The organism is Dysgonomonas sp. 37-18 (assembly GCF_001899125.1).
Classification (GTDB): domain Bacteria; phylum Bacteroidota; class Bacteroidia; order Bacteroidales; family Dysgonomonadaceae; genus Dysgonomonas.
This window is the reverse complement of sequence record NZ_MKVC01000037.1, coordinates 32,905-55,845: the sequence shown is the minus strand read 5'-3', so window position 1 is coordinate 55,845 and position 22,941 is coordinate 32,905. Positions and strand designations below refer to the sequence as shown.

General features: G+C 38.2%; 15 protein-coding genes. 13 read left to right on the top strand and 2 right to left on the bottom strand.

Going from position 1 to position 22,941, the window contains the following annotated elements; all coding sequences use genetic code 11:
• From bglX to BGO84_RS14135, 3 genes are read left to right on the top strand one after another with little or no spacing between them, the layout of a single operon-like run.
• The gene (gene bglX, locus BGO84_RS14145; protein ID WP_291030142.1) at positions 1 to 2,283 is read left to right on the top strand and encodes a beta-glucosidase BglX; all 2,283 of its coding nucleotides are present in this window, start codon (positions 1 to 3) and stop codon (positions 2,281 to 2,283) included.
• Positions 2,283 to 3,638, top strand: a complete 1,356-nt coding sequence (locus tag BGO84_RS14140; RefSeq protein WP_291030140.1) for a glucoamylase family protein — start codon at positions 2,283 to 2,285, stop codon at positions 3,636 to 3,638. The genes bglX and BGO84_RS14140 overlap by 1 nt, the downstream gene beginning before the upstream one ends.
• Positions 3,639 to 3,654: 16 nt before the next feature.
• Positions 3,655 to 5,406 carry a family 43 glycosylhydrolase gene (locus tag BGO84_RS14135; protein WP_291030138.1) on the top strand — a complete coding sequence of 584 codons (1,752 nt, stop codon included), beginning with the start codon at positions 3,655 to 3,657 and terminating at the stop codon, positions 5,404 to 5,406.
• Between the two features lie 123 nt (positions 5,407 to 5,529).
• Here the strand turns inward: BGO84_RS14135 and BGO84_RS14130 are convergent, their stop codons facing one another.
• Both BGO84_RS14130 and BGO84_RS14125 read right to left on the bottom strand, forming a co-directional pair.
• Complete coding sequence (locus BGO84_RS14130; protein WP_291030136.1) at positions 5,530 to 6,930, bottom strand: sugar porter family MFS transporter; 1,401 nt, start codon at positions 6,928 to 6,930, stop codon at positions 5,530 to 5,532.
• Between the two features lie 17 nt (positions 6,931 to 6,947).
• The gene (locus BGO84_RS14125; RefSeq protein WP_291030134.1) at positions 6,948 to 8,051 is read right to left on the bottom strand and encodes a DUF4434 domain-containing protein; all 1,104 of its coding nucleotides are present in this window, start codon (positions 8,049 to 8,051) and stop codon (positions 6,948 to 6,950) included.
• A 453-nt stretch (positions 8,052 to 8,504) separates the two neighbouring features.
• Here BGO84_RS14125 and BGO84_RS14120 point away from each other — a divergent pair, with 453 nt between their 5' ends.
• The 10 genes from BGO84_RS14120 (at position 8,505) to BGO84_RS14075 (ending at position 22,748) form a co-directional block, all read left to right on the top strand.
• Complete coding sequence (locus BGO84_RS14120; protein WP_135104529.1) at positions 8,505 to 9,716, top strand: ROK family transcriptional regulator; 1,212 nt, start codon at positions 8,505 to 8,507, stop codon at positions 9,714 to 9,716.
• A 532-nt stretch (positions 9,717 to 10,248) separates the two neighbouring features.
• On the top strand, positions 10,249 to 11,688 hold the full coding sequence (locus BGO84_RS14115; RefSeq protein ID WP_291030150.1) for a calcineurin-like phosphoesterase family protein: 1,440 nt from the start codon (positions 10,249 to 10,251) through the stop codon (positions 11,686 to 11,688).
• Between the two features lie 95 nt (positions 11,689 to 11,783).
• Positions 11,784 to 12,959: an AGE family epimerase/isomerase gene (locus BGO84_RS14110; protein ID WP_291030132.1), complete on the top strand. Its 1,176-nt coding sequence runs from the start codon at positions 11,784 to 11,786 to the stop codon at positions 12,957 to 12,959.
• 14 nt (positions 12,960 to 12,973) lie between these two features.
• Positions 12,974 to 13,873, top strand: coding sequence for a ribokinase (gene rbsK / locus BGO84_RS14105; RefSeq protein ID WP_291030130.1), 900 nt, complete (start codon positions 12,974 to 12,976; stop codon positions 13,871 to 13,873).
• Positions 13,874 to 13,890: 17 nt separating this feature from the next.
• Entirely contained in the window at positions 13,891 to 14,958 is a 1,068-nt protein-coding gene (locus tag BGO84_RS14100) for a DUF4434 domain-containing protein (RefSeq protein WP_291030128.1), read from the top strand.
• A gap of 5 nt (positions 14,959 to 14,963) precedes the next feature.
• Complete coding sequence (locus BGO84_RS14095) at positions 14,964 to 16,373, top strand: sialate O-acetylesterase (protein ID WP_291030126.1); 1,410 nt, start codon at positions 14,964 to 14,966, stop codon at positions 16,371 to 16,373.
• Positions 16,370 to 18,556 carry a DUF4434 domain-containing protein gene (locus tag BGO84_RS14090; RefSeq protein ID WP_291030124.1) on the top strand — a complete coding sequence of 729 codons (2,187 nt, stop codon included), beginning with the start codon at positions 16,370 to 16,372 and terminating at the stop codon, positions 18,554 to 18,556. The genes BGO84_RS14095 and BGO84_RS14090 overlap by 4 nt, the downstream gene beginning before the upstream one ends.
• Before the next feature lie 33 nt (positions 18,557 to 18,589).
• A complete protein-coding gene (locus BGO84_RS14085; protein ID WP_291030122.1) occupies positions 18,590 to 20,146 on the top strand; it encodes an ADP-ribosylglycohydrolase family protein in 1,557 nt (518 codons plus the stop codon).
• Between the two features lie 6 nt (positions 20,147 to 20,152).
• On the top strand, positions 20,153 to 21,163 hold the full coding sequence (locus tag BGO84_RS14080; RefSeq protein ID WP_291030120.1) for a GRP family sugar transporter: 1,011 nt from the start codon (positions 20,153 to 20,155) through the stop codon (positions 21,161 to 21,163).
• 28 nt (positions 21,164 to 21,191) lie between these two features.
• The gene (locus BGO84_RS14075; protein ID WP_291030118.1) at positions 21,192 to 22,748 is read left to right on the top strand and encodes a DUF4434 domain-containing protein; all 1,557 of its coding nucleotides are present in this window, start codon (positions 21,192 to 21,194) and stop codon (positions 22,746 to 22,748) included.
• Positions 22,749 to 22,941: the final 193 nt, after the last annotated feature.

Here is a 22,941-nt window from a genome sequence, read left to right as displayed (position 1 = left end):
ATGAAGAAACTTATTACAACTGTTTTGCTTGGGTGTACCTTGATCGCTAATGCACAGCAGAACCAAAACACAAAGATGGATCGCTTTATAGATGATCTGATGAGCAAAATGACTATTGAAGAGAAAATAGGTCAGCTCAACTTGCCCGGTTCGGGAGATATTGTAACAGGACAGGCAAAGAATAGCGATATTGCAGGCAAGATTAAAAAAGGACTTGTTGGAGGCCTTTTCAATATAAAAGGTGTTGAAAAAATAAAAGATGTGCAACGGGTTGCCGTCGAAGAAAGCCGTTTAGGGATTCCTCTTATTTTTGGGATGGATGTTATTCACGGATACGAAACGGTATTTCCAATTCCATTGGGACTGTCTTGTTCTTGGGACATAGATGCTGTTGAAAAATCAGCACGCATAGCAGCGATCGAGGCCAGTGCCGATGGTATCTGCTGGACATTCAGCCCGATGGTGGATATATCGAGAGACCCTCGCTGGGGGCGTGTATCCGAAGGCAATGGCGAAGACCCTTACTTAGGAGGGCAAATAGCCAAAGCTATGGTAAGAGGGTATCAGGGAGTAGGAGACAAAACGTTTACGACTAACAATCAGATTATGTCGTGTGTAAAGCATTATGCTTTGTATGGAGCAGGAGAAGCCGGACGTGATTATAATACGGTAGACATGAGTCGTCAACGCATGTACAATGAATATTTCTATCCATATCAGGCAGCAGTAGATGCGGGAGTAGGTAGCGTAATGGCATCATTCAACGAGGTAGACGGAGTTCCGGCTACAGGCAACAAGTGGCTAATGACAGATGTGTTGCGCAAACAATGGGGATTCAATGGGTTTGTGGTAACAGACTTTACAGGGATCAACGAAATGGTAGATCATGGTATCGGCGATTTGCAAACCGTATCGGCTCGTGCACTTCGTGCTGGTATCGATATGGATATGGTTGGTGAAGGTTTTCTTACAACTTTGAAGAAGTCGTTAGATGAAGGGAAGATAACCGAAGCAAATGTAAATAGGGCATGTCGTCTTATCCTTGAAGCAAAATATAAGTTAGGATTATTTACCGACCCTTATAAATATTGCGATGTGAGCAGGGTAAAGAAAGAAGTATATACACCCGAACATCGTGCTCTTGCCCGTAAGATAGCAGCAGAAAGCTTTGTTTTGCTCAAAAATGACAATGTGTTGCCTTTGAGTAAAAAAGGTACGATTGCCGTTGTTGGACCATTAGGAAATACCCGTGAAAATATGCCCGGAACATGGAGTGTAGCGGCAGATTTCAATAAAGCGACAACAGTAGTTGACGGACTAAAATCGGTGGTTGGCAACAAAGCGAATGTAGTATATGCAAAGGGTAGTAATTTAACTACCGACCCGGCGTTGGAGCAAAGAGCAACTCTTTTTGGAAGAGACTTGCAGCGTGATGGACGTACAGAAGAAGAATTAAGAAATGAAGCATTACAAATTGCAAAGAACGCGGATGTAATTATAGCTACATTGGGCGAATCGTCAGAATATAGCGGCGAGTCGAGCAGTCGTTCCGAAATTGGTATTCCTGATATTCAACAACGCTTGTTAAAGGAATTATTGAAAACAGGAAAACCTGTCGTTTTAGTATTGTTTACAGGCCGTCCGTTGACTCTTACATGGGAGAATGAAAATGTTCCTGCAATACTCAACGTGTGGTTTGGCGGAACCGAAGCAGCTTATGCAATTGGAGATGTGCTGTTTGGAGATGTAAATCCGAGTGGAAAGCTTACTACCACATTCCCTCAGAATGTAGGACAAATACCATTGTATTACAATCATAAAAATACAGGGCGCCCATTAGCCGACGGTAAATGGTTCGAAAAATTTCGGAGCAATTATCTTGACGTATCAAACGATCCTTTGTATCCGTTCGGGTTTGGACTTAGCTACAGTAAATTCGACTATAGTGATGTGAAACTTAGTTCCACACAGATAGATGCAAATGGAGAATTAACAGCAAGTGTGACAGTAACGAATAAGAGTAAAGTAGACGGAGCGGAAGTTGTGCAACTATATATTCGCGATGTTGTAGGAAGCGTAACCCGTCCGGTAAAAGAACTGAAAGGTTTTGAGAAAGTTTTCATCAAAGCGGGAGAATCTAAGACTGTCAACTTTAAGATAACACCCGAAATGTTGAAGTTCTATGACTATGATCTTAACTTTGTTTTCGAACCCGGAGACTTTGATGTAATGATCGGGGGCAATAGCCGTGATGTGAAAAATGCAAGATTTACGTTGAAATAATGAATCTTATGAAAATAATACAGGCTATTTTTGTCTCCGGACTTGCTCTCTGTCTATTAAACTGTGCTAATAATAAAGATAAAAATGTAGCAGAGGAAGCTTCTGCAATATCTGATGAAGCATTAATAGATACGGTACAGCGGAAGACATTCCAATATTTCTGGGATGGGGCAGAGCCTACAAGTGGTATGGCTCGTGAACGTTTCCATGTAGATGGTGACTATGGCAAATATGACAAAAATACCGTGACATCAGGAGGGAGTGGTTTTGGGATAATGGCTATCATCTCCGGCATAGAGCGAGGATATATCACCAGAGCACAAGGCTTAGAGAGATTTAATAAAATAGTTGATTTTCTCGAAAAAGCAGACTCTTTTCATGGTGTGTTTCCTCACTGGTGGAATGGAGAAACAGGTAAAGTAGTAGGTTTCAGTGATAAAGACAATGGTGGAGATTTGGTAGAAACATCATTCCTTTTTCAAGGACTTCTTGCTGTGCACCAATATTATATAAACGGAACGGATGAAGAAAAAGCTCTTGCAGCACGTATCGATAAACTTTGGAAGGCTGTAGACTGGAATTGGCATCGCAATGGTACAAACCAATTGTACTGGCACTGGAGTCCTGAACATTCTTGGGAAATGAATTTCTCTATACATGGTTATAATGAATGTCTTATAACATTTATTCTTGCCGCTTCATCTCCTACTCATGGTGTTCCTGCAAGTGTGTATGAGCAAGGATGGGGAGAGAATGGAAAGATTATCGGCCCGCATGAGGTAGAAGGTTACAAGTTGAATATGCGTTATCAGGGTACAGAGGTAGGGCCTTTGTTCTGGGCACATTATTCTTTCTTAGGCTTAGACCCAAGGGGACTAAAGGATAAGTATGCAGATTATTTTGAAGAAATGAAAAATTATACGCTGATAAACAGGGCGTATTGCATCCGAAACCCGAAAGGATATAAAGGTTATGGTGATGACTGTTGGGGGCTGACTGCCAGCTATTCGGTAAAAGGATATGCGGCTCATGAGCCAACCGAAAGAGGAGATCTTGGCGTGATAACGCCTACTGCCGCACTATCTTCTATTGTTTATACTCCCGAAGAGTCGATGAAGGTGATGAGGAAACTGTATAGTATGAGAGATAAATTGATGGGGCCTTACGGTTTTTATGATGCCTTTAGTGAAACTGACAACTGGTATCCTCAGAAGTATTTGGCAATAGATCAGGGTACAACTGTGGTAATGCTCGAAAATTACCGAACAGGATTATTGTGGAATCTGTTTATGAGTCATCCTGATGTTCAAAACGGACTGAAGAAATTGGGATATGAATCCCCTCATTTGAAGTAATGTGTTATTTTAAGTTATGAAAAGATTAAGTATATTATTGTTTTTTATTACAGCGACTTTCTGGCTGTCGGCACAGCAAAAAACATATTGTAATCCTATCAATATTGATTATGGATATGGCCCTATTCCCAACTTTCTGACATGGGGAAAGCATCGTGCCACAGCAGATCCTGCAATTGTGAATTATAAAGGAGATTACTATCTGTTTTCTACCAATCAAACAGGGTATTGGTGGAGTAGCGATATGTCTGACTGGCATTTTGTGTCACGTCATTTTCTTACACAAGAGGCTATTGACAATACGCCAAACAAGTGGGACGATCTTTGTGCCCCAGCAGCATGGGTACAAGGCGACTCGCTCTGTGTGTTCGGTTCTACTTATTCTCGCCTTTTTCCTATTTGGGTGAGTACCAACCCCAAGGGTAATGAGTGGAGTAAAGCCGTAGAACGATTCGATATTGGAGGTTGGGATCCGGCTTTCTTTGTTGACGATGACGAGCGTCTTTATATGTATAATGGCAGTAGCAATGTATATCCATTGTATGGCATAGAACTCAATCGCAGCAATTTTCAACCCATAGGAACACGCAAAGAACTCTTGCTGCTTGATGATGAGCGCATCGGTTGGCATCGGTTTGGAGAACATATGGATAATACTTTCCTAAAGCCTTTTATGGAAGGTGCATGGATGACAAAGCATAATGGAAAATATTACCTGCAATGGGGTGGTCCGGGTACTGAATTTAGTCACTATGGAGACGGTGTAGCAGTCAGTGACAGTCCTCTAGGCTACTTTGAGCATGTATCTCTCCCGCTAAGTATGAAGGCCGGAGGTTTTATAAGAGGTGCGGGACATGGAGCTACATTTCAGGACAATTGGAAAAACTACTGGCATACCTCCACAATGGTGATCAATGTGAAAAATAATTTTGAGCGTCGCATCGGTATCTGGCCTGCCGGATTCGATAAAGATGATGTCATGTATTGTAATACTGCATTTGGAGATTATCCTCACTATTTACCAAATGGTGAAGCAGATCATTTGCAGAGCCGATTTACCGGTTGGATGTTGTTGAACTATAATAAGCCGGTGCAAGTATCATCTACCCTTGGGGCTTTTTATGCAAATAACATAGTGGACGAAAATGTGAAAACATATTGGAGTGCTCAGACAGCGAACAAAGGAGAATGGCTGATCTCTGATCTGGGGCAAATTTCTACTGTACACGCCATACAGATTAATTATGCCGATCAGGATGTAGAGCTTATGGGCAAGCAAACAGGAACATATCACCAGTATATAGTTTATTATTCTTTGGATGGGAAGAAGTGGAGCGTGCTGATTGATAAAAGTAAAAATCAGAAAGATGTGCCTCACGATTATGTGGAGTTGGCAAAACCTGTTGAGGCTCGTTATCTGAAGCTTGAAAATATACATATGCCGACCGGCAAGTTTGCAATATCAGGATTCAGAGCTTTTGGACTAGGAAAAGGTGATAAGCCCAAAGCAGTGGGAGACTTCATTGTTTTACGGTCAGATATGACAGACAAACGTAACGGGTGGCTGAAGTGGAAACCTGTAGACGGAGCTTATGCTTATAATATATACATCGGGCAAGAGCCAGATAAACTCTATAACTGTGTAATGGTATATAATGTAAATGAATACTATTATCCGGGTATGGATAAAACAAAGCCTTACTATTTTGCGATAGAGGCTATTAATGAGAACGGCACATCTGAGTGGGCTAGGGCTCAGGCTTTATAAAGGATTTTTTGGTAGTTTTAGTTGTAACTAAAAAACACTCGTAGTGATTTATGCGCTACGAGTGTTTTGTTTTTAGAAACAATGAGAATATTGTATTTCTATTCTGAATAGTTTTTTAAGATATCAGTTCTCCCAATATTTTTCTATTTCTTCCAATGTTTTCCCTGTTGTTTCAGGCACTAGCTTCCATACAATCAGAATGTAAGGAACACACATCACTGCAAAAAGTATAAATGTGCCTTCGGGGTGCAGATTGTCTAAGAACCAAGGAGTTAATTGCCCAATCAGATATGTGCCTATCCATAAAGAGAATCCCGCGATTGACATAGCCAGACCACGTACTTTGATAGGATACATTTCGGATAATAACACCCAAATAACAGCACAAATAGATACCGCACAGAAAAAGATGTATGCAAGGAAGAAGATTAACAAGAATATGTTTGATATACCCAAATCATTTCCTTTGATGAAATAAAACGCAATAAGAAGAAGGGAAACGATCATGCCCGATACTCCATAGTAAACTAGTTTCTTTCGCCCTACTTTGTCGATAATGAATATTGCCAGAATTGTTGTTAGCATGTTTACTAATCCTACAATCACCTGATAAAACAATGAGTCATCACCTGATAAACCGCTACTCTCAAAAATGGAAGGGCCATAATAAAGAACGGCATTCACTCCCATAAACTGTCCTAACATGGCTATCGCCACACCTATAAGCACAGCCTTCATTATGCCGGGTTTGAGAAGTAATCGCCAATTTGCTTTCGTTTCGCTACCTACTACTCTTTTTGTTTCGTTCATTTCATGTATTGCCGACTCTGTAGAACCATAGATGTGTGCCAAAATAGACTTAGCCTTTGTTTCTTGATTTTTTAATATCAGCCATCTTGGACTTTCAGGAATGAAGAAAATCACAATAAAGAATAATATTGCAGGTATAGCTGCCATACCCAGCATACCACGCCATACTTCGCTATGAAATATATGATATAATGTTGGGTTGGTGAGTTGTTCTGCTCCGTTTACCGAATAATTAAGTAGCCCGTAGTTTACCAGATATGCTCCTAAAAAACCTACTGTTACTGCTAACTGATACAATGAAACTAATCGCCCTCTGTATTCGGCAACTGAGATTTCTGAGATATAAAGCGGAGAAATAATCGATACCACACCGATACCTATGCCTCCAATAATGCGAGCTATTACCAAATGATCGAAATCGGATGAGATGGCACATCCAAAAGCTGATATAGTGAAGAGAATAGCTGCTACCAATAGTGTCCTTTTACGACCAAAATTATCACTGAGAACCCCTGCGCTCATCACTCCGAGTATAGAGCCCACAAGAGCACAGCCGACATACCAGCCTTGAGAGAGAGAATCTAACGAAAATTGTGCAGACACCTGCGCTATTGTTCCTGATATTACAGCAGTGTCGTACCCAAAAAGGAAACCTCCTAATGCTGCAACAACAGATAAGAAGCTGATGTACCTTATATTTATACTAGAATTCATAAAACTAATTTTTGTTATTATTTTATATCAAAATATTCTTTATACCTGTTATACAAATGTCCTGCCTGAAGATATGCAGACTGTGGACTCATAAAATGAGAAAACTCGAAAGTAATGGCTTTGTCATAATTGGCGCGCTTGGCAGCTTCAAGTTTCATCCTAAGTTTATCAAACTTGATCGGTAAAAATTTGATAGGCATATCCCTGTCAAAGGTTTCTGCATTTGTCCAACACTTCAATCCGTATTTATCTGCCAATTTCTTATTCACCTCAAAGAATGCGTCTAACTCGTCATAGTCAATATGCCCATCTTGAAAGGCGCATGCATCAACAGAGCCTTTTATCTCGTCAAAGATTTCTCCCCATTCTTTTTCATGTTCTTGTACCGAAACCGATTCGGCCTTCGTTAACTGTCCTGACGCAGACATAACAGCTTTTTTGCCATCTATCCATGGGGAAATAAACGTGGGTAAACCATTCGATACATTTTTGCACTGCTTCCCCATTGCGGAGAAGGCATCAATAGCTCCCTTCGTTTTCCTGCTTATTTCACCACTGATATACCAACCACCGAAACTTTTATATTTTTCTCCATAGCTTTCCCAAACTTCATCTATTACATATTTATTATGTTCTATTTCGGATGAGAGGTCGCCTGTATCCCAATACTCTCCCGAGTCGTAAAGACCAAAATAAAATTTCATACCGTATTTGTCAGCTAATCGCAAATACATGTCTATCAAATCGACTGATGGCATGTAGCATCCTTTTTTCAATAAATATTTCGAAGGATATGTGATAAATTTGCGGTATCCCGAACGAATCAGTATGACGGTGTCGATTCCAATGTTTTTCATGTGTCGAAAATCGAGATCCCATTCTTTCTCTCCCCAATTTTGATGAGGTATATCGTGGGATATTTCATCCAGAAAAGTTCCTGTTATTCGAATCCCGTTTTCTTTGGGTACGATCAGGTTACTTTGAATAGAAGTATCAGCTTCTAATATTTTACTATCTGTAGAAGTTGAACCTCTACACGAGGTAATTGCCGGAATTGCCATGGCCGATACCCCGCCCAGTGCAACCTTTTTTAAAAAATCTCTGCGATTATCTGCTTCCATTATATTACATTTGGTTAAATATATTGTATTTTATTATTCGGGAAGACTTGATGTTTATAAAATAAATATAAGTACTTCGAGATGATTTTAAGGATCATCACGTCTAATAATCCTTTTCTGGTATTTAAAATAGAGAAAGAAATGTGTTCTTAGCTTTTCAAAAACAAATGTAGTAAATATTTTTTTATATCAATCTTATTTAATAAAAATATTAATTATATATATGGCGTTTTATTTTTATGTTTATTATATTTGTTTGATTGACATCTCTCGCTTACAAGTCTGGAAAAGGTGTTTGCTTTATTGAAAAATCACGATTAATAATAGTTAGGTAAAAATCATTTAATATATAAGGGGAAGAGAGGGAAATAAATGGTTAATAATTTTTTTTAGTATATTTGCTTTGTGCTTAGATATTTCTTTGCAAGAAAAATACATAATTATCAAAAAGATATGAATATACAGCTGCTTCAGGAGATTGAAAGAGGAACAAAAAGTGCTCTGATTAAGAAGAATATAATAAACTACTATATTCAGAATGGGAGTTCTACAATAACTGAGCTGTCAAAAGAACTGGATTTAAGTATTCCTACTGTAACTAAGCTTATAGGTGAGATGTACGATGACGGGTATATAAACGACTATGGGAAGTTAGAAACAGCAGGTGGCAGGTATCCTAATCTGTATGGACTTAATCCTGAATCGGGATATTTTATCGGGGTTGATATAAAGCAATCTGCTGTAAATATAGGTATTATAAACTTCAAGGGGGATATGATAGATCTAACGATGGGTGTGTCGTATCAGATGCAAAATACTCCGGAAGCTTTAAATAAGCTTTGTAATATAATTCTTGATTTTATAGATAAGCAGACTGTTGATAAGAATAAGATATTGAATATCAATGTGAATATATCCGGTCGTGTTAATCCTGAATCCGGTTATAGTTATAGTATATTTTATTTTGAGGAAAGGCCTTTGGCCGATATTATATCCGAAAAATTAAACGGATATAAAGTGACCATAGATAACGACACACGAGCCATGACTTATGGAGAATATCTTGCGGGTTGTGTGAATAGTGAGAAAAACATCATTTTTGTAAATGTTAGTTGGGGACTTGCTATCGGTATTATCATTGATGGTAAGGTATATACAGGGAAATCCGGATTTGCCGGAGAGTTTGGCCATATGAAAATATATGACAATGAAATTATCTGTCATTGTGGTAAAAAAGGGTGTCTTGAGACAGAAGCTTCGGGGCATGCCATGCATCGTCGTTTATTCGAACTGGCTCAAGAAGGGGGTTCTTCTTTGCTGTCGGAGAAGATATTGAAAGGAGATAATGTTACGCTGGATGAAATCATAGCTGCTGTAAACAAAGAGGATGTTCTCTGTATAGATCTTGTAGAGGAGATAGGGCGAAAATTGGGAGAACAAATCGCCGGATTAATTAATGTGTTTAATCCTGAGATGGTTATAATAGGCGGAACTGTATCTATGACGGAGGATTATATAATGCAACCTATCAAAACTGCAATACGAAAATACTCTTTAAATCTTGTAAATAAAGATTCAACAATTAGTATCTCGAAGCTAAAAGATAAAGCCGGCGTTGTAGGGGCGTGTCTGTTGGCGCGTACAAGGTTGTTTGAGATATATTAATTGATATTATAGCTGAAATACCCTATATCTTAGCGGAGCAGAGATGCTCTGTGAAGTAACAAGAAACCGAAATGCTTTTAAAACCACAGATGTGGTTTTAAAAGCATTTCGGTTTTTGTATTTATTTTCTTTAAAAAAAATAAGCCGTTTGGACTTGCATTTCTGTCCTGTCTTTCATTCTTTGGTTGATTTTTTGTGAATTCTAATCATATATAAATTCAATATTGGAGCTATAAAAATAGCTCTGAAAGGGTAATTTGCTTCCTAAATTCTAAATCTTAAAATAAACTTAATAATAAAATATTTAATTATATATTGTGTATTTAATAAATATATGTATATTTGTCTCGTTGTATTAATAAAATATGGTTAACTGAAGAGTCTATATTGTAAACAAATCCCTTCTTTTATTATAATATAGATATAATAGTAAAAACATACACTCGGATATAGTAAAAAGATAAGCTTCTATAGATATTGAAATTAATATTTTATAAATAGGTATTGAAGAAAGTATTTAAAAAGGAACATGATGAAATTTCTACTCAAACAATCATTTATCGGTATTTTATATTTGCTGGGGTTTAATATGTCCTTGCAATCGCAAGATATAATAAGGGGGCAAATAAAATGTCAGGGAGAAAAGCTTGCGAATGTAGTTGTCTCTAATGGCTATGATTTTGCACTGACTGATATGGAAGGCAATTATTCCTTACCGCAAAACGCCAATGCTAAGTTTGTATATATATCAACTCCATCCGGCTATCTGCCACAAGCGAAAGGAAGCATCCCTTGCTTTTTTCAAAATATAGAAAGTTCAGATAAAGCGTATGATTTTGATTTGATAAAGAATTCTCTGGACGATAATAAGCATACTTTCATCGTTCAGGCAGATGTTCAGGTATCTAAAGAAAAGGATATAGAAGGATATGTAAGATACTTAAAAGATCTTCATCAATATATTGATCAGAAAAAGAAAGGCAGTGACGTTTTTGTTTTAGACTGTGGAGATATAGTAGGTAATACACCATCATTATACCCTTCATATATTCAGGCTTCGGATGCTTTAGGGCTTCCATTTTATAGGAGTCTTGGTAACCATGATATGGAATATGGTGTACGCTCTCATGAGCACTCATACAAAACTTTTGAAAATTTCTTTGGCCCGATATATTATTCATTCAATAGAGGAAAGGCACATTACATCGTTCTCAACAACTGTTTTTACATTAACAGGCATTACCGTTATATAGGATATATAGATGAACGCACCTTGCAATGGATAGAAAGAGACTTATCCTATGTTCCCAAAGATCATCTTGTATTCGTGGCTATGCATATTCCTTCCAGCTCAACAAAAGATATAAAATTCAATGCTTTATTGCCCGATGAAACCAGTAATGCTTCCAGCCTTTATGATCTCTTAGAAGGTTATGATGCTCATATATTCTCAGGGCATACTCACTATAATGGCAATATTGTATTCAATAGCAGGCTAATGGAACATAACACAGCTGCTGTATGCGGGACTTTCTGGAAAGCAGATATATGTACAGACGGTACCCCTAGCGGTTGTGGCGTTTATGAAGTAGAAGGAAATAGAGTTACATGGAAATATAAAAGTATGGGATACCCTGATGCATATCAGTTTAAAGGATATCCAATTGCTTCTTCTGAAGATTATCCTGAAGATATTATTGCAAATGTTTGGAACTGGGATGAGTTATGGAAGGTAGAGTGGTACGAGAATGGCAAATATATGGGAACAATGAATCACTTCGAAGGATATGACCCTGAAGCTAAAATTATTTGCTCGGATAGAGAACGCGTAGAATATGATTGGATAACACCGATCAAAACGGACCATTTGTTTAGGGCAACACCTATAGATAAGAATGCAATCATTGAGATAAAAGTAACAGACCGTTTTGGAAATATATATAAACAAAAAGTTTCTACTGACAAGCACTAACAAATAAATCTAATTATAACAGCTAAAATATGAAAAGCTCAAATAAACTAGTTGCCTATAACATTGATGTTGAAGATATAAATATGTATAAAATTATGAATTTTAAGAAATTAGCAGATCTTTATAAAGAAGAGTTGTTAGAAAATGTTCTTCCCTTTTGGATAAAACACTCTCAAGACAAAGAGTTTGGTGGATATTTTACATGTCTTGACCGCGAAGGTAATGTTTTTGATACAGACAAATTTATCTGGTTGCAAGGCCGTGAAGTTTGGATGTTCTCAATGCTTTACAACAAAGTGGAAAAACGCGAAGAGTGGTTGGAATGTGCTATTCAAGGGGGCGAATTTCTTAAAAAATATGGTCATGACGGAAATTTCAATTGGTATTTTTCTCTCGATCGTGAAGGCAACCCTTTGGTTGAACCTTATAATATATTCTCGTATACCTTTGCCACAATGGCTTTTGGTCAGCTCAACCTTGCTACAGGCAATGAAGAATATGCAGATATAGCCCGCAAAACATTTGAGGTAATTCTTTCCAAAGTAGATAATCCGAAAGGCAAATGGAATAAGCTTTATCCCGGAACTCGCAACCTCAAAAACTTTGCGTTACCAATGATTCTGTGTAATCTGGCTTTGGAGATCGAGCATCTACTCACCGAAGAATATCTCAATAAAGTGATAGATAGTTGTATCCACGAAGTGATGGATGTGTTCTATCGTCCTGAACTCGGTGGAATCATTGTAGAGAACGTATTCGATAACGGGGAATTGTCCGATTCCTTCGAAGGAAGATTGATGAATCCGGGACATGCTATAGAGGCTATGTGGTTTATAATGGATTTGGGTAAGCGTTTGAATAGACCCGAACTAATAGAGAAAGCGAAGAATACAACACTAACAATGCTCGAATATGGTTGGGATAAAAAATATGGAGGTGTTTTTTATTATATGGATCGTTTGGGTTATCCGCCTCAGCAATTAGAATGGGATCAGAAACTCTGGTGGGTACATATCGAATCTCTTATCTCTTTACTTAAAGGATATCAGCTGACAGGTGACATTAAATGTCTCGAATGGTTTGAAAAAGTACATAGCTATACATGGGAGCACTTTAAAGATCAGGAACATCCCGAATGGTTTGGATACCTGAACAGACAAGGAGAAGTATTGCTTCCTCTGAAGGGCGGAAAATGGAAAGGATGTTTTCATGTTCCGCGCGGCTTGTACCAATGTTGGACCGTTTTAGAAAGTATTCTGAATCAAAAATAAACATTAGTAGCATAATGAAAAAGATAATAGTCGTTGGCAGTTCTAACACAGACATGGTAGTAAAATCCTCCCATCTTCCCGGCCCAGGGGAGACCGTACTCGGCGGAAATTTCCTAATGACTCAAGGAGGCAAGGGGGCTAATCAAGCTGTTGCTGTAAAAAGGATGGGAGGTAATCTTATATTCGTAGCCCGATTGGGTAATGACCTTTTTGGAGATCAAACGATAGAGGTCTTAGCAAAAGAAGGAATTTGTACAGAATATATTACTCGAGATAAGATGCATCCTTCGGGTGTTGCCTTAATAAATGTGGACGAAAAAGCCGAAAACACGATTGTTGTTGCTTCCGGAGCCAACTTACTATTAGACGAATCAGATATCGACAAGATCGAAGGTGAAATGAGTGAAGGAGGTATTCTTCTTATGCAATTAGAAAGTCCTATAGCCACAGTAGAGTATGCAGCAAAAAAAGCTTTTGAAAAAGGGATGAAAGTCATACTTAATCCTGCTCCGGCTCAGCACTTACCCGAGTCTTTATATAATTACTTATATATGATTACACCCAATCGAATCGAAGCAGAAATGCTTACAGGTATAAAAATTAATAATGATTCGGATATTGCTCTGGCTGCAGAAAAACTAAGCAAGAAGGGGGTGAAAAATGTAATTATAACCTTAGGCTCAAAAGGATGTTTTGTAAGAGAAGGGAACAACTCTTACAGTGTAGATTCTTTTAAAGTGAAAGCTGTAGATAGCACGGCTGCCGGAGATACTTTTAATGGAGCATTGTGTGTAGGCATAGCAGAAAACATGGAACTTAAACAAGCTGTAAAGATGGCTTCGCAAGCCTCTTCAATAGCTGTAACGAGAATGGGCGCACAGTCGTCTATCCCTCACCGAAGCGAATTAGTATAACTATAGATATTAACACGATGGATCGACGCAATTTCTTAACAACTTTAGGTGCAGGAGCTGCCGGAATGCTACTTCCTAATATAAGTTTAGGAAGAACTTCTATAGAATCTGCCGGGGTATCACAGATAAAACCGATAGCCGGATCTTGGTTCGAATTTCAGCATCCCGGAGGAAAAGAAGGTGTATACTGGGATAATGATTTAAGGAACTTTACCGCTTCTCAGTGGCGCGAAAAAATCCGAGAGATTAGTGAAGCCGGCATGGAATATCTCGTTATGATGAATGTTGCTGCTCATGGATTAGCTTTTTATGATAGCGAGTTAGCTCCCAAATTTAAAATGGGCTGTGATGATCCTATCGAAACCGTTTTGGCGGCAGCTGATGAGTTTGGCATCAAGTTTTTTGTCAGCAACGATTTCTGGTCTATAGATCTTGATGCGGTCAAGATGATGACAGATAAAGAACTGGGTAAAAAACGAGCAAAATGCATGGAGGAAATATTTGCTAAATATGGTCACCATAAGAGTTTCTATGGCTGGTATTTCCCTAACGAGTCTTGGTTGGAGCCATATTTCGGAGAATATGTTATTCCTTATGTGAATGAATGTGCCCAGATTGCAAAATCGATGAATGCCAATTGTGTTAATCTAATTGCTCCTTATAATATTAAAGCTCAGAAATGTGACGACACCTTTGTTAAGCAACTGGAAGACCTTAATATAGAAATAGTAGCCTATCAGGATGGTGTAGGGGTAGGTGCTACAAAGTTAAGTGACTCTGCACGTTTCTTTGAAAATTTGAGTAAAGCTCATCAAAAAGCAGGACGCTCAAAAATATGGGCAGACATGGAACTCTTTTACTTTGAGCAAACAACCCATGGAAGTTTAATTGCTGCCGATTTCGAAACCCGGATTATTCATCAAATGGAGGCAATTTCTCCTTTTGTAGAGAAAATTCTGGTTTATCAGTATCTGGGTATAATGAACAAACCGGGCTCTCTGGCTCATGCCGGTTTGCGCGACGAAACAGTAAGATTGTATAACCAGTATATGAGCTGGTATAAAAAACAAAACTTCAAACGGTGAAATATATGAAACGAATATTTGCAATTATAGTCTCAATTCAGTTTTTCACTATTCTTTGGGGACAAACCCCCGAATTTATATTGCCCTCTATCATTAGTGATCATGCTGTAATGCAACGCAACTCGGAGGTAAAACTCTGGGGATGGTGTCCTGGTGCATGGGATTTGAAAATTGTATGTAGCTGGGCACCACAAGACACTATACATGTAAAGTCGAACGAATATTGTGCATGGGAAGTTTATATACAGACTCCGGACCTCACAGGCCCACATAGTATTCGTTTCTATGGTTGGGAAAACAAATTGGAGAGGGAGATTAATGATATCTTAATGGGTGAAACTTGGCTATGCTCCGGGCAGTCTAATATGGAGTACTTGATGAGTTATCCTGTATTAGATGCGGGAGATATTACAAAAGCGATAGAAAATAAAAATCTGCGTTTTTTTAAAGTATCTAAAGCAACATCCAAATATCCGGTTGAACGGATTGAAGGAAAATGGGTCGTTTGCTCCCCTGATACCTATAAAGACTTTAGTGCGGTTGCTTTCTTTTTTGGACAACACCTTAACGAACATCTAAATATTCCGATAGGACTCATCGGCTCATACTGGGGGGGCACTTCAATAGAGCCATGGATCGATCAATCCAGTTTCAACCATGAGAAAGAGTTATACGCTCTATCACCAAAGCAACATCCTGAGAGTTGGACTCCTACGGCAAATTCTTCTATTTATAATGCAATGATTAATCCGGTTAAAAATTATACCATTGCCGGAGTCATCTGGTATCAAGGTGAAGGAAATAACGAACGTGCTGCAAGCTACGGTACTTTGCTTGATGGTATGATAAGAGGCTGGCGAAACGAATTTCATCGTTACCTTCCATTCTATTTTGTGCAAATAGCTCCATGGAATGGTTATGCAGACAAGAATGCGGCTTATCTGCGGGAGCAACAATCCGATGTTGCAGCTACACTAAAAAATACGGGAATGATTGTTGTTAGTGATCTCGTAAATGATATATCAGATATACATCCGAGTTTGAAAAAACAGGTGGGTGTGCGTTTGGCTAATATGGTGCTGCATCAAACTTATCATAAAAAAGACATACAACCTTATTCACCTCAACTAGACTCGATACGTATAGAAAAAAATAAGATTATTGTGACCACAACTGCCATCGGAAAACTTACTTGTAAAGATAAAGTTATACAGAATTTCGAAGTTGTGGATAAAGAAGGAAATATATATCCTGCTGATGCGAAGATAGATAAGAATGGCGAGATAAGTGTATCCTCTTCTAAAACAAAAGAACCCATAGCTGTGCGCTACTGCTTTACGAATGATGCTATCCCTAATTTATTTGATATTAACGGGTTGCCTTTGGCTCCTTTTAGAACAGACAGAAAAAAATGAAAAAATATATACTTTTTATATTTAGCTGGCTAATATGCTTTTCAGGTTTCGGACAGGTTACAAATTTAAAATTTAACAACGGTAAGTTTAAAATTGTACAACTAACAGATCTACACTGGGTAGAAAGTGAATCTTATAAACAGAAAAATGACAGTACTTGTAATTTGATTCGTGAAGTTATCCGCTTAGAGCATCCGGATCTTGTTATTCTCACCGGGGACATTGTTGTATCTTCAAGTGCATTAAAGGCTTGGTCGAAGTTAGCAGATCTCTTTACTAAAGAGAAGACCTTTTTTGCCGTAACCTTCGGAAATCATGATGATGAAACAGATATGACTAAATCTGAAATTCTCAATTACCTACGCACTGTTCCTTACAACCTGACTTATGATGCAGAAGGGGGAAAGCTTTCAGGCTCCGGTAACTGTGCGCTTCCTATTGTGTCTTCTGACGGACGGTCTGAAAAATGGGTACTCTACCTGTTAGACTCTCATAACTTATCAAGTGATAGGTCGTTCGGATACTATGATTGGATTAAGCACGATCAGATAGATTGGTATCGAAAAACAAGCGATGAGTTTACGAAACGTAATAATCACAAGCTTCCTTCGCTAGCCTTTTTTCATATACCATTGACAGAGCATGAAACTGCAAGATGGTCATATCGCGAATTTGGTGAAAAGCAAGAAGGTGTAGCCGCATCAAATGTAAACTCCGGGTTGTTTTCCTCTTTTATCGAAAAGAAAGATGTGATTGGAGTCTTTGTAGGACACGACCATAACAATGATTATATGGTTGACTTAAATGGAAATATAGCATTAGCTTTTGGACGTAAAACAGGTTATCCTGCGGCTTACACCGAAACCCTTAGTAGAGGAGTGCGTGTTATTAATCTGTTTGAAAACGAAGCCAGATACGACTCTTACATAAGAGACCTTAAAGGTACTTACACCCACTATACATTCGAGCAAAAGAATGAAGGTTCTGGTATTCCTCATTTTAATGGTTCTTTTATACAAGAATCGCTTGTTCTCAATTGGGATGATAGCCGTTGGGACAAGGAGATGCAGATGCTTAAAGAAGGCGGAATGAAATATCTTATTTATGCGCCCGCACTTCTTACGAATGAACAAGGTAAGGTTTCTTCCACTTATCCTTCTACTCTAACAGCGAAAAAAAACCAAAATAAAACATTAGAGAATTGCCTTCGTAGTGCTCAAAAAAATGGAATACGAGTGTTTGTAGGGTTGAACTTTAATGACAGATGGTGGAAAGTAGATTATGATGCGAGTTGGTTGATTGGACAGATGGAGATAGGAAATAAAGTGGCTGAAGAATTGGTTGCCTTATATAAAGAAAAATATAACGATGCCATGTACGGTTGGTATTGGGTTTGGGAGGTTGATAATTTAAATTGTATGACATCAGAGCGTCAAGCTATTTTGGCACAAGCATTAAATACAAACTTAGATTACCTTACTAAAATTACTCCTGATATGCCTTTTATGCTATCTCCCTTTATGAATCATAAGGTAGGCGGAGATGCTAAGGAATATTCGAAAATGTGGAAAAATGTATTCGAACAAACGCATTTTCGAATCGGAGATATTTTCTCCCCTCAAGACTGTGTTGGAGCAGGTGGCCTCAATCTTGATAATTTATCAGAATGGTTCCAAAACTTGAGGGAAGCAGTCAATAGCAAACCGGGTTTGAAGTTTTGGGGAAATATAGAAACGTTCGATCAGCGTTATTGGACAAGTGCGCCATTAACACGTGTAAAGAAGCAACTAGATATTGTAAATGGATATGTAAGCAATATTATCTGCTTTGCATACAGTCACTATAATAGTCCTTATGTAGTAAACCCGGAATACCATCAGGCATATTTGCAATATTGCAAAGACGGTAAATTGCCTAAAATAAATAAACCTCAAAGTGTATCTAATGTGAGCGTTCAGAAAGTGTCGAACGGGATTGAAATCAAATGGATTCCAACAGAATTTAAGTCTATAGACGGGTTTAATATTTATAGAGATGGTGTGTTGATAAAGAAACTTCAGATATATCAAACCCGAACTCCTTTGTCTTTCATAGATAAGGAGGGGAATGTAAACAATGTATACGAAGTTTCGACTTACAATATTATGGAAGACGAATCTGAAAAAATAAAGCAAAATAATTAAATATTAATTTCTTAAACAAAGAAGATTGAAATTATGAAAAACACAATTCTTTTCATCTGCATTTATTTTGTTATTGGGTTGGCAACAGCGTGTAGCTCTGCTGTTACTCAGACATCAGTGCCATCGGAGGTATCTATGACCAAAGAGGTGCTGGCTGACAAAATAAAAGGAGGTTGGGCAGCTAAAACGATTGGTTGCACGTACGGAGGGCCTGTGGAATTTATCCACAACGGCACTATAATTCAGGATTATACTCCGATAAAATGGTCAAAGGACAGGGTAAAGCATTATTTTGATACTTTTCCGGGACTCTATGATGACTTATATGTAGATATTATTTTCGTTAATGTATTTGAACGTTTAGGTTTACAAGCACCTGCCGATTCATTTGCTGTTAGTTTTGCCAATACAGAGTTCCCTCTTTGGCATGCCAATCAGGTGGCCCGATATAATATCAAACAAGGTATTATGCCTCCACTGTCGGGACATTGGTTGAACAACCCACATGCAGATGATATTGATTATCAAATTGAAGCAGATTTTGCCGGCTTGATGACTCCCGGAATGCCCAATGCGGCATCAGAGATATCTGATAAGGTTGGACATATTTTTACTTACGGAGATGGATGGTATGGAGGAGTATATACCGGGGCTTTGTATTCTATGTCTTTTGTTTCAGACGATGTGGAGTTTATTGTGACTGAGGCTTTAAAAACGATTCCCGAAAAGAGCGACTTTTATCTCTGTATGAAAGACATTATAAACTGGCACAAACAATATCCGAACGATTGGAAACAAACATGGTTTGAATGCCAAAAAAAATGGTCTTCGGAAGTCGGTTGTCCCGATGGAGTATTCTTGCCCTTCAATATTGATGCAAAAATCAACAGTGCTTATGTCTTAATCGGTTTGTTGTATGGTAAGAGAGATTTCTTTTCTACTATGGATATCGCAGCTCGGTGTGGGCAAGACTCAGACTGTAATGCAGCAACGGCAGCAGGAATTTTAGGTACAATCTTGGGATATTCCAATATTCCTGAATCTTGGAAAGAAAGCCTATATGAGGTTGAAGACAGACCGTTTGCATATACCGATGTCTCATTGAACAAATTGTATGACTTAGGTTTAAAACACGCTTTGCAGGTAATCGAAAAAGAAGGTGGTAAAGTAGAAAATAATCAAATCACGATTAAAACTCAGAAACCTGTCGCTGTAAAATATGAAAAATCTTTCGAAGGTCATTACCCTGTTGAAAAAATGGAAATTAACGCAACATTAAAAGATAGGCTTGATTTTACTTTTAACGGGATCGGTTTTGTCCAAAAAGGTTATGTAAAATGCACAGACGAATCGTATGTGGCCAAAGTGGAAATGTATATAGATGGAAATCTGATTGAAACAGCAAATCTTCCGGTCGCAAAAGCGACTTCTATAGATAACCGCAGAGTAGATCTATTTCACAGATATCAATTACCAAAGAGTGCACATAATGTAAGCTACAAGTGGCTTAATCCACGCAATGATGCACAGGTCTATTTCGGAGAGGCTGTTATCTATTCAGATCAATCGAATCAATTAACCTATAAATAAGCAGTTATGTATATTGTTGAAAATTATGGATTAGCTGTAGCCTTATGTTGGGTGACAATGTTTTGTTGGGGTTCTTGGGGTAATACACAAAAACTTGCGGCTAAAACATGGCGTTACGAGCTGTTTTATTGGGATTATGTTGTCGGTATACTTCTATTCTCTTTGGTATGGGGACTGACATTAGGTAGTTTCGGTGAAAATGGAAGAGGATTTGTAGAAGATCTGCTTCAGGCCAGCCCCAACTATCTCTGGAGTGCATTGCTTGGGGGTGTTATATTCAATGCTTCTAATATACTGTTGTCATCGTCTGTATCGCTCGCCGGTATGTCTGTTGCATTTCCGGTAGGCGTAGGCTTGGCTTTGGTATTAGGGGTATTTGTCAATTATTTCAGTACACCAAAGGGAGATCCTGTTGTTTTATTTTTAGGAGTATTTCTGATCGTTTTGGCTATCATCTTTAATGGATTTGCATCGAGTAAGGTTGCCAAGGCTTCATCAGATCAGGGCGTTCGAAAAAAAGGAATCGTGATTGCTATCTGCGCCGGTATACTGATGTCGTTCTTCTACCGTTTTGTTGCAGCGTCTATGGATCTTGAAAATTTGGAGGCTCCAACCAGTGGTATGCTCACTCCTTACTCAGCTCTGTTTGTGTTTGCAATAGGAATATTTGTCAGCAATTTCCTATTCAATACCCTTGTAATGAAAAAGCCATTTGTTGGCGAGCCTATATCATTTAGCCAATACTTCAAAGGCAATATGAAAACCCATCTGATAGGTCTTCTTGGCGGAGGTATTTGGGCTTTGGGTACTGCGTGCAGTTATATTGCTGCAGGAAAAGCGGGACCAGCCATATCTTACGCACTGGGACAAGGAGCAACAATGGTCGCTGCCTTGTGGGGACTATTTGTGTGGAAGGAATTTAAAGGAGCACCAAAGTCTATCAACCTATTACTCTCAGTGATGTTGATTCTTTTTATTTCCGGTTTGGTGCTGATAATTTTATCTGGAAGTAACTAAACTTTTTATTAATATAATATAAACTATTATGAGGCAAAATTTTTGTAAAGTTGTAATTGCATTACTGGCAATACTTGCGATACTGCCGGGTAACACATTACATGCAGATAATGGTGTGCCCAATAAACAAAAAAGTGAGAAAAATAATAAAGCGGCTCTAGGTGTACAACCTATTACCGGTACGTGGATAAATTTAGCATATAAGGATGTTAGGAACAAATATACAAATCCTCAAAATTTTGATAATACCAGCCCTAAGTTATGGGAAGCTAAAGTACGAGAATTGTCGGCTATGGGTATCGAGTATTTAGTCTTTATGGAGGTAGCCAATGAAGGTAAAGCTTATTATCCATCGAAACTGATGCCCTGGTTATACGATAAGAACGTAAAGAGTCCCGTAGAGGCGATTCTTGATGAAGCTGCAAAGCATAACATGAAAGTATTTATGAGCACAGGATGGGCAAAAGATCAGGATGACAATTTGCTTGACCCAGAGATTAAAAAACGTCAGCTTCAGATAATGGAAGAACTGGCAACTCTATACAAAAATCATAAAGCTTTTTACGGTTGGTATTTGCCTGTAGAAGATTGCTTGTGTCCGATATTTGCCGAACATGCTGTACAGTCTGTGAATACATTGACAGAAAAAGCAAACGCATTGACACCCGGAAAGAAAACATTGATTTCTCCCTATGGAATAGGACTATCCGAATTCGATAATCCCGATTATGAGAAGCAATTGGCAAAACTCAAAGTGGATATCATTGCCTATCAGGATGAAGTGGGTTGCGTACGAGACAAGTTTACACTTCCTCGATTGAAAAAGAACTGGCAAAGAATGCGTGATATTCACAATAGATTGAATATAGAACTTTGGGCTAATTGTGAAACTTTTACATGGGAGGAAAAAACCAATGACCGTAATTCAGCCTTGATTCCCGCAGCTTATTCCCGTTTACTGTCGCAGCAAGTTGCAGCATCTTCCGCCCATGTCGATAAGATTATTTCATTCATGTTTGGAGGTATTATCGAAGACCCAAAATCACCGTTTCAGTTAGGTCAGCCTGTTTGGTCTAACGAACTATATAATAATTATATGGCATGGAAAAACGGTAATACATATTGGAAGCTATTTGAAGCCACTTTGCAAGAGAAGTTGGAAAATTCAGCCGCTCCTCAAATGATAAATGATACAAGATTGAAAAATCTCTTTGACGGACAAGTTGCAGAAGAGAATAGTTTAGATAGCCGTTGGGTAAAATTTGAAAAAGGACATCACGAAATAGTCGTTGATTTGCAGAACAAAACTAAGGTTGAAAAGGTTTTGATGCGCAGCCTCAACTACAATCAGGAGGAAATAGGAACACCATATAAAGTTTACGTCTTCACATCCAATGATGGAGTAAAATATGAACTCGCATCTATTAAAGATGCACCATACTTCCCAAACAACAAGCATGATGCATGGATTGATGGAGTACTATTCGACGAATTGAATGAAAATGCACGATACATCAAAGTCGCTTTCGACGCCCCTCAGAAAGTATATGTTGATGAATTATTTATTAATCCGAAAATCAGATAAAGTATGAATGTCTCAGAAAAAACCACTGTATGGGGAAGAAGCCACCCGTACAAACACTAAACGAAAAATCATTGAACTATTAAACTATTAAATAGAATCAGGCTAATAGTGTAAAATTTACTAGTAATCTATAAGGTAAATTCGAGACTTTATGAGAATTCTTTTAATACAGTGAAAAACCTCATTTTATAAA

Excerpts from the sequence above, each read along its gene's own strand:
- BGO84_RS14140 (WP_291030140.1), top strand. The coding sequence starts at position 2,283 with ATGAATCTTATGAAAATAATACAGGCTATTTTTGTCTCCGGACTTGCT.
- BGO84_RS14080 (WP_291030120.1), top strand. The coding sequence starts at position 20,153 with ATGTATATTGTTGAAAATTATGGATTAGCTGTAGCCTTATGTTGGGTG.
- BGO84_RS14090 (WP_291030124.1), top strand. The coding sequence starts at position 16,370 with ATGAAAAAATATATACTTTTTATATTTAGCTGGCTAATATGCTTTTCA.
- BGO84_RS14135 (WP_291030138.1), top strand. The coding sequence starts at position 3,655 with ATGAAAAGATTAAGTATATTATTGTTTTTTATTACAGCGACTTTCTGG.
- BGO84_RS14120 (WP_135104529.1), top strand. The coding sequence starts at position 8,505 with ATGAATATACAGCTGCTTCAGGAGATTGAAAGAGGAACAAAAAGTGCT.
- rbsK (WP_291030130.1), top strand. The coding sequence starts at position 12,974 with ATGAAAAAGATAATAGTCGTTGGCAGTTCTAACACAGACATGGTAGTA.
- BGO84_RS14095 (WP_291030126.1), top strand. The coding sequence starts at position 14,964 with ATGAAACGAATATTTGCAATTATAGTCTCAATTCAGTTTTTCACTATT.
- BGO84_RS14075 (WP_291030118.1), top strand. The coding sequence starts at position 21,192 with ATGAGGCAAAATTTTTGTAAAGTTGTAATTGCATTACTGGCAATACTT.
- BGO84_RS14100 (WP_291030128.1), top strand. The coding sequence starts at position 13,891 with ATGGATCGACGCAATTTCTTAACAACTTTAGGTGCAGGAGCTGCCGGA.
- BGO84_RS14125 (WP_291030134.1), bottom strand. The coding sequence starts at position 8,051 with ATGGAAGCAGATAATCGCAGAGATTTTTTAAAAAAGGTTGCACTGGGC.
- BGO84_RS14130 (WP_291030136.1), bottom strand. The coding sequence starts at position 6,930 with ATGAATTCTAGTATAAATATAAGGTACATCAGCTTCTTATCTGTTGTT.
- bglX (WP_291030142.1), top strand. The coding sequence starts at position 1 with ATGAAGAAACTTATTACAACTGTTTTGCTTGGGTGTACCTTGATCGCT.
- BGO84_RS14115 (WP_291030150.1), top strand. The coding sequence starts at position 10,249 with ATGAAATTTCTACTCAAACAATCATTTATCGGTATTTTATATTTGCTG.
- BGO84_RS14085 (WP_291030122.1), top strand. The coding sequence starts at position 18,590 with ATGAAAAACACAATTCTTTTCATCTGCATTTATTTTGTTATTGGGTTG.
- BGO84_RS14110 (WP_291030132.1), top strand. The coding sequence starts at position 11,784 with ATGAATTTTAAGAAATTAGCAGATCTTTATAAAGAAGAGTTGTTAGAA.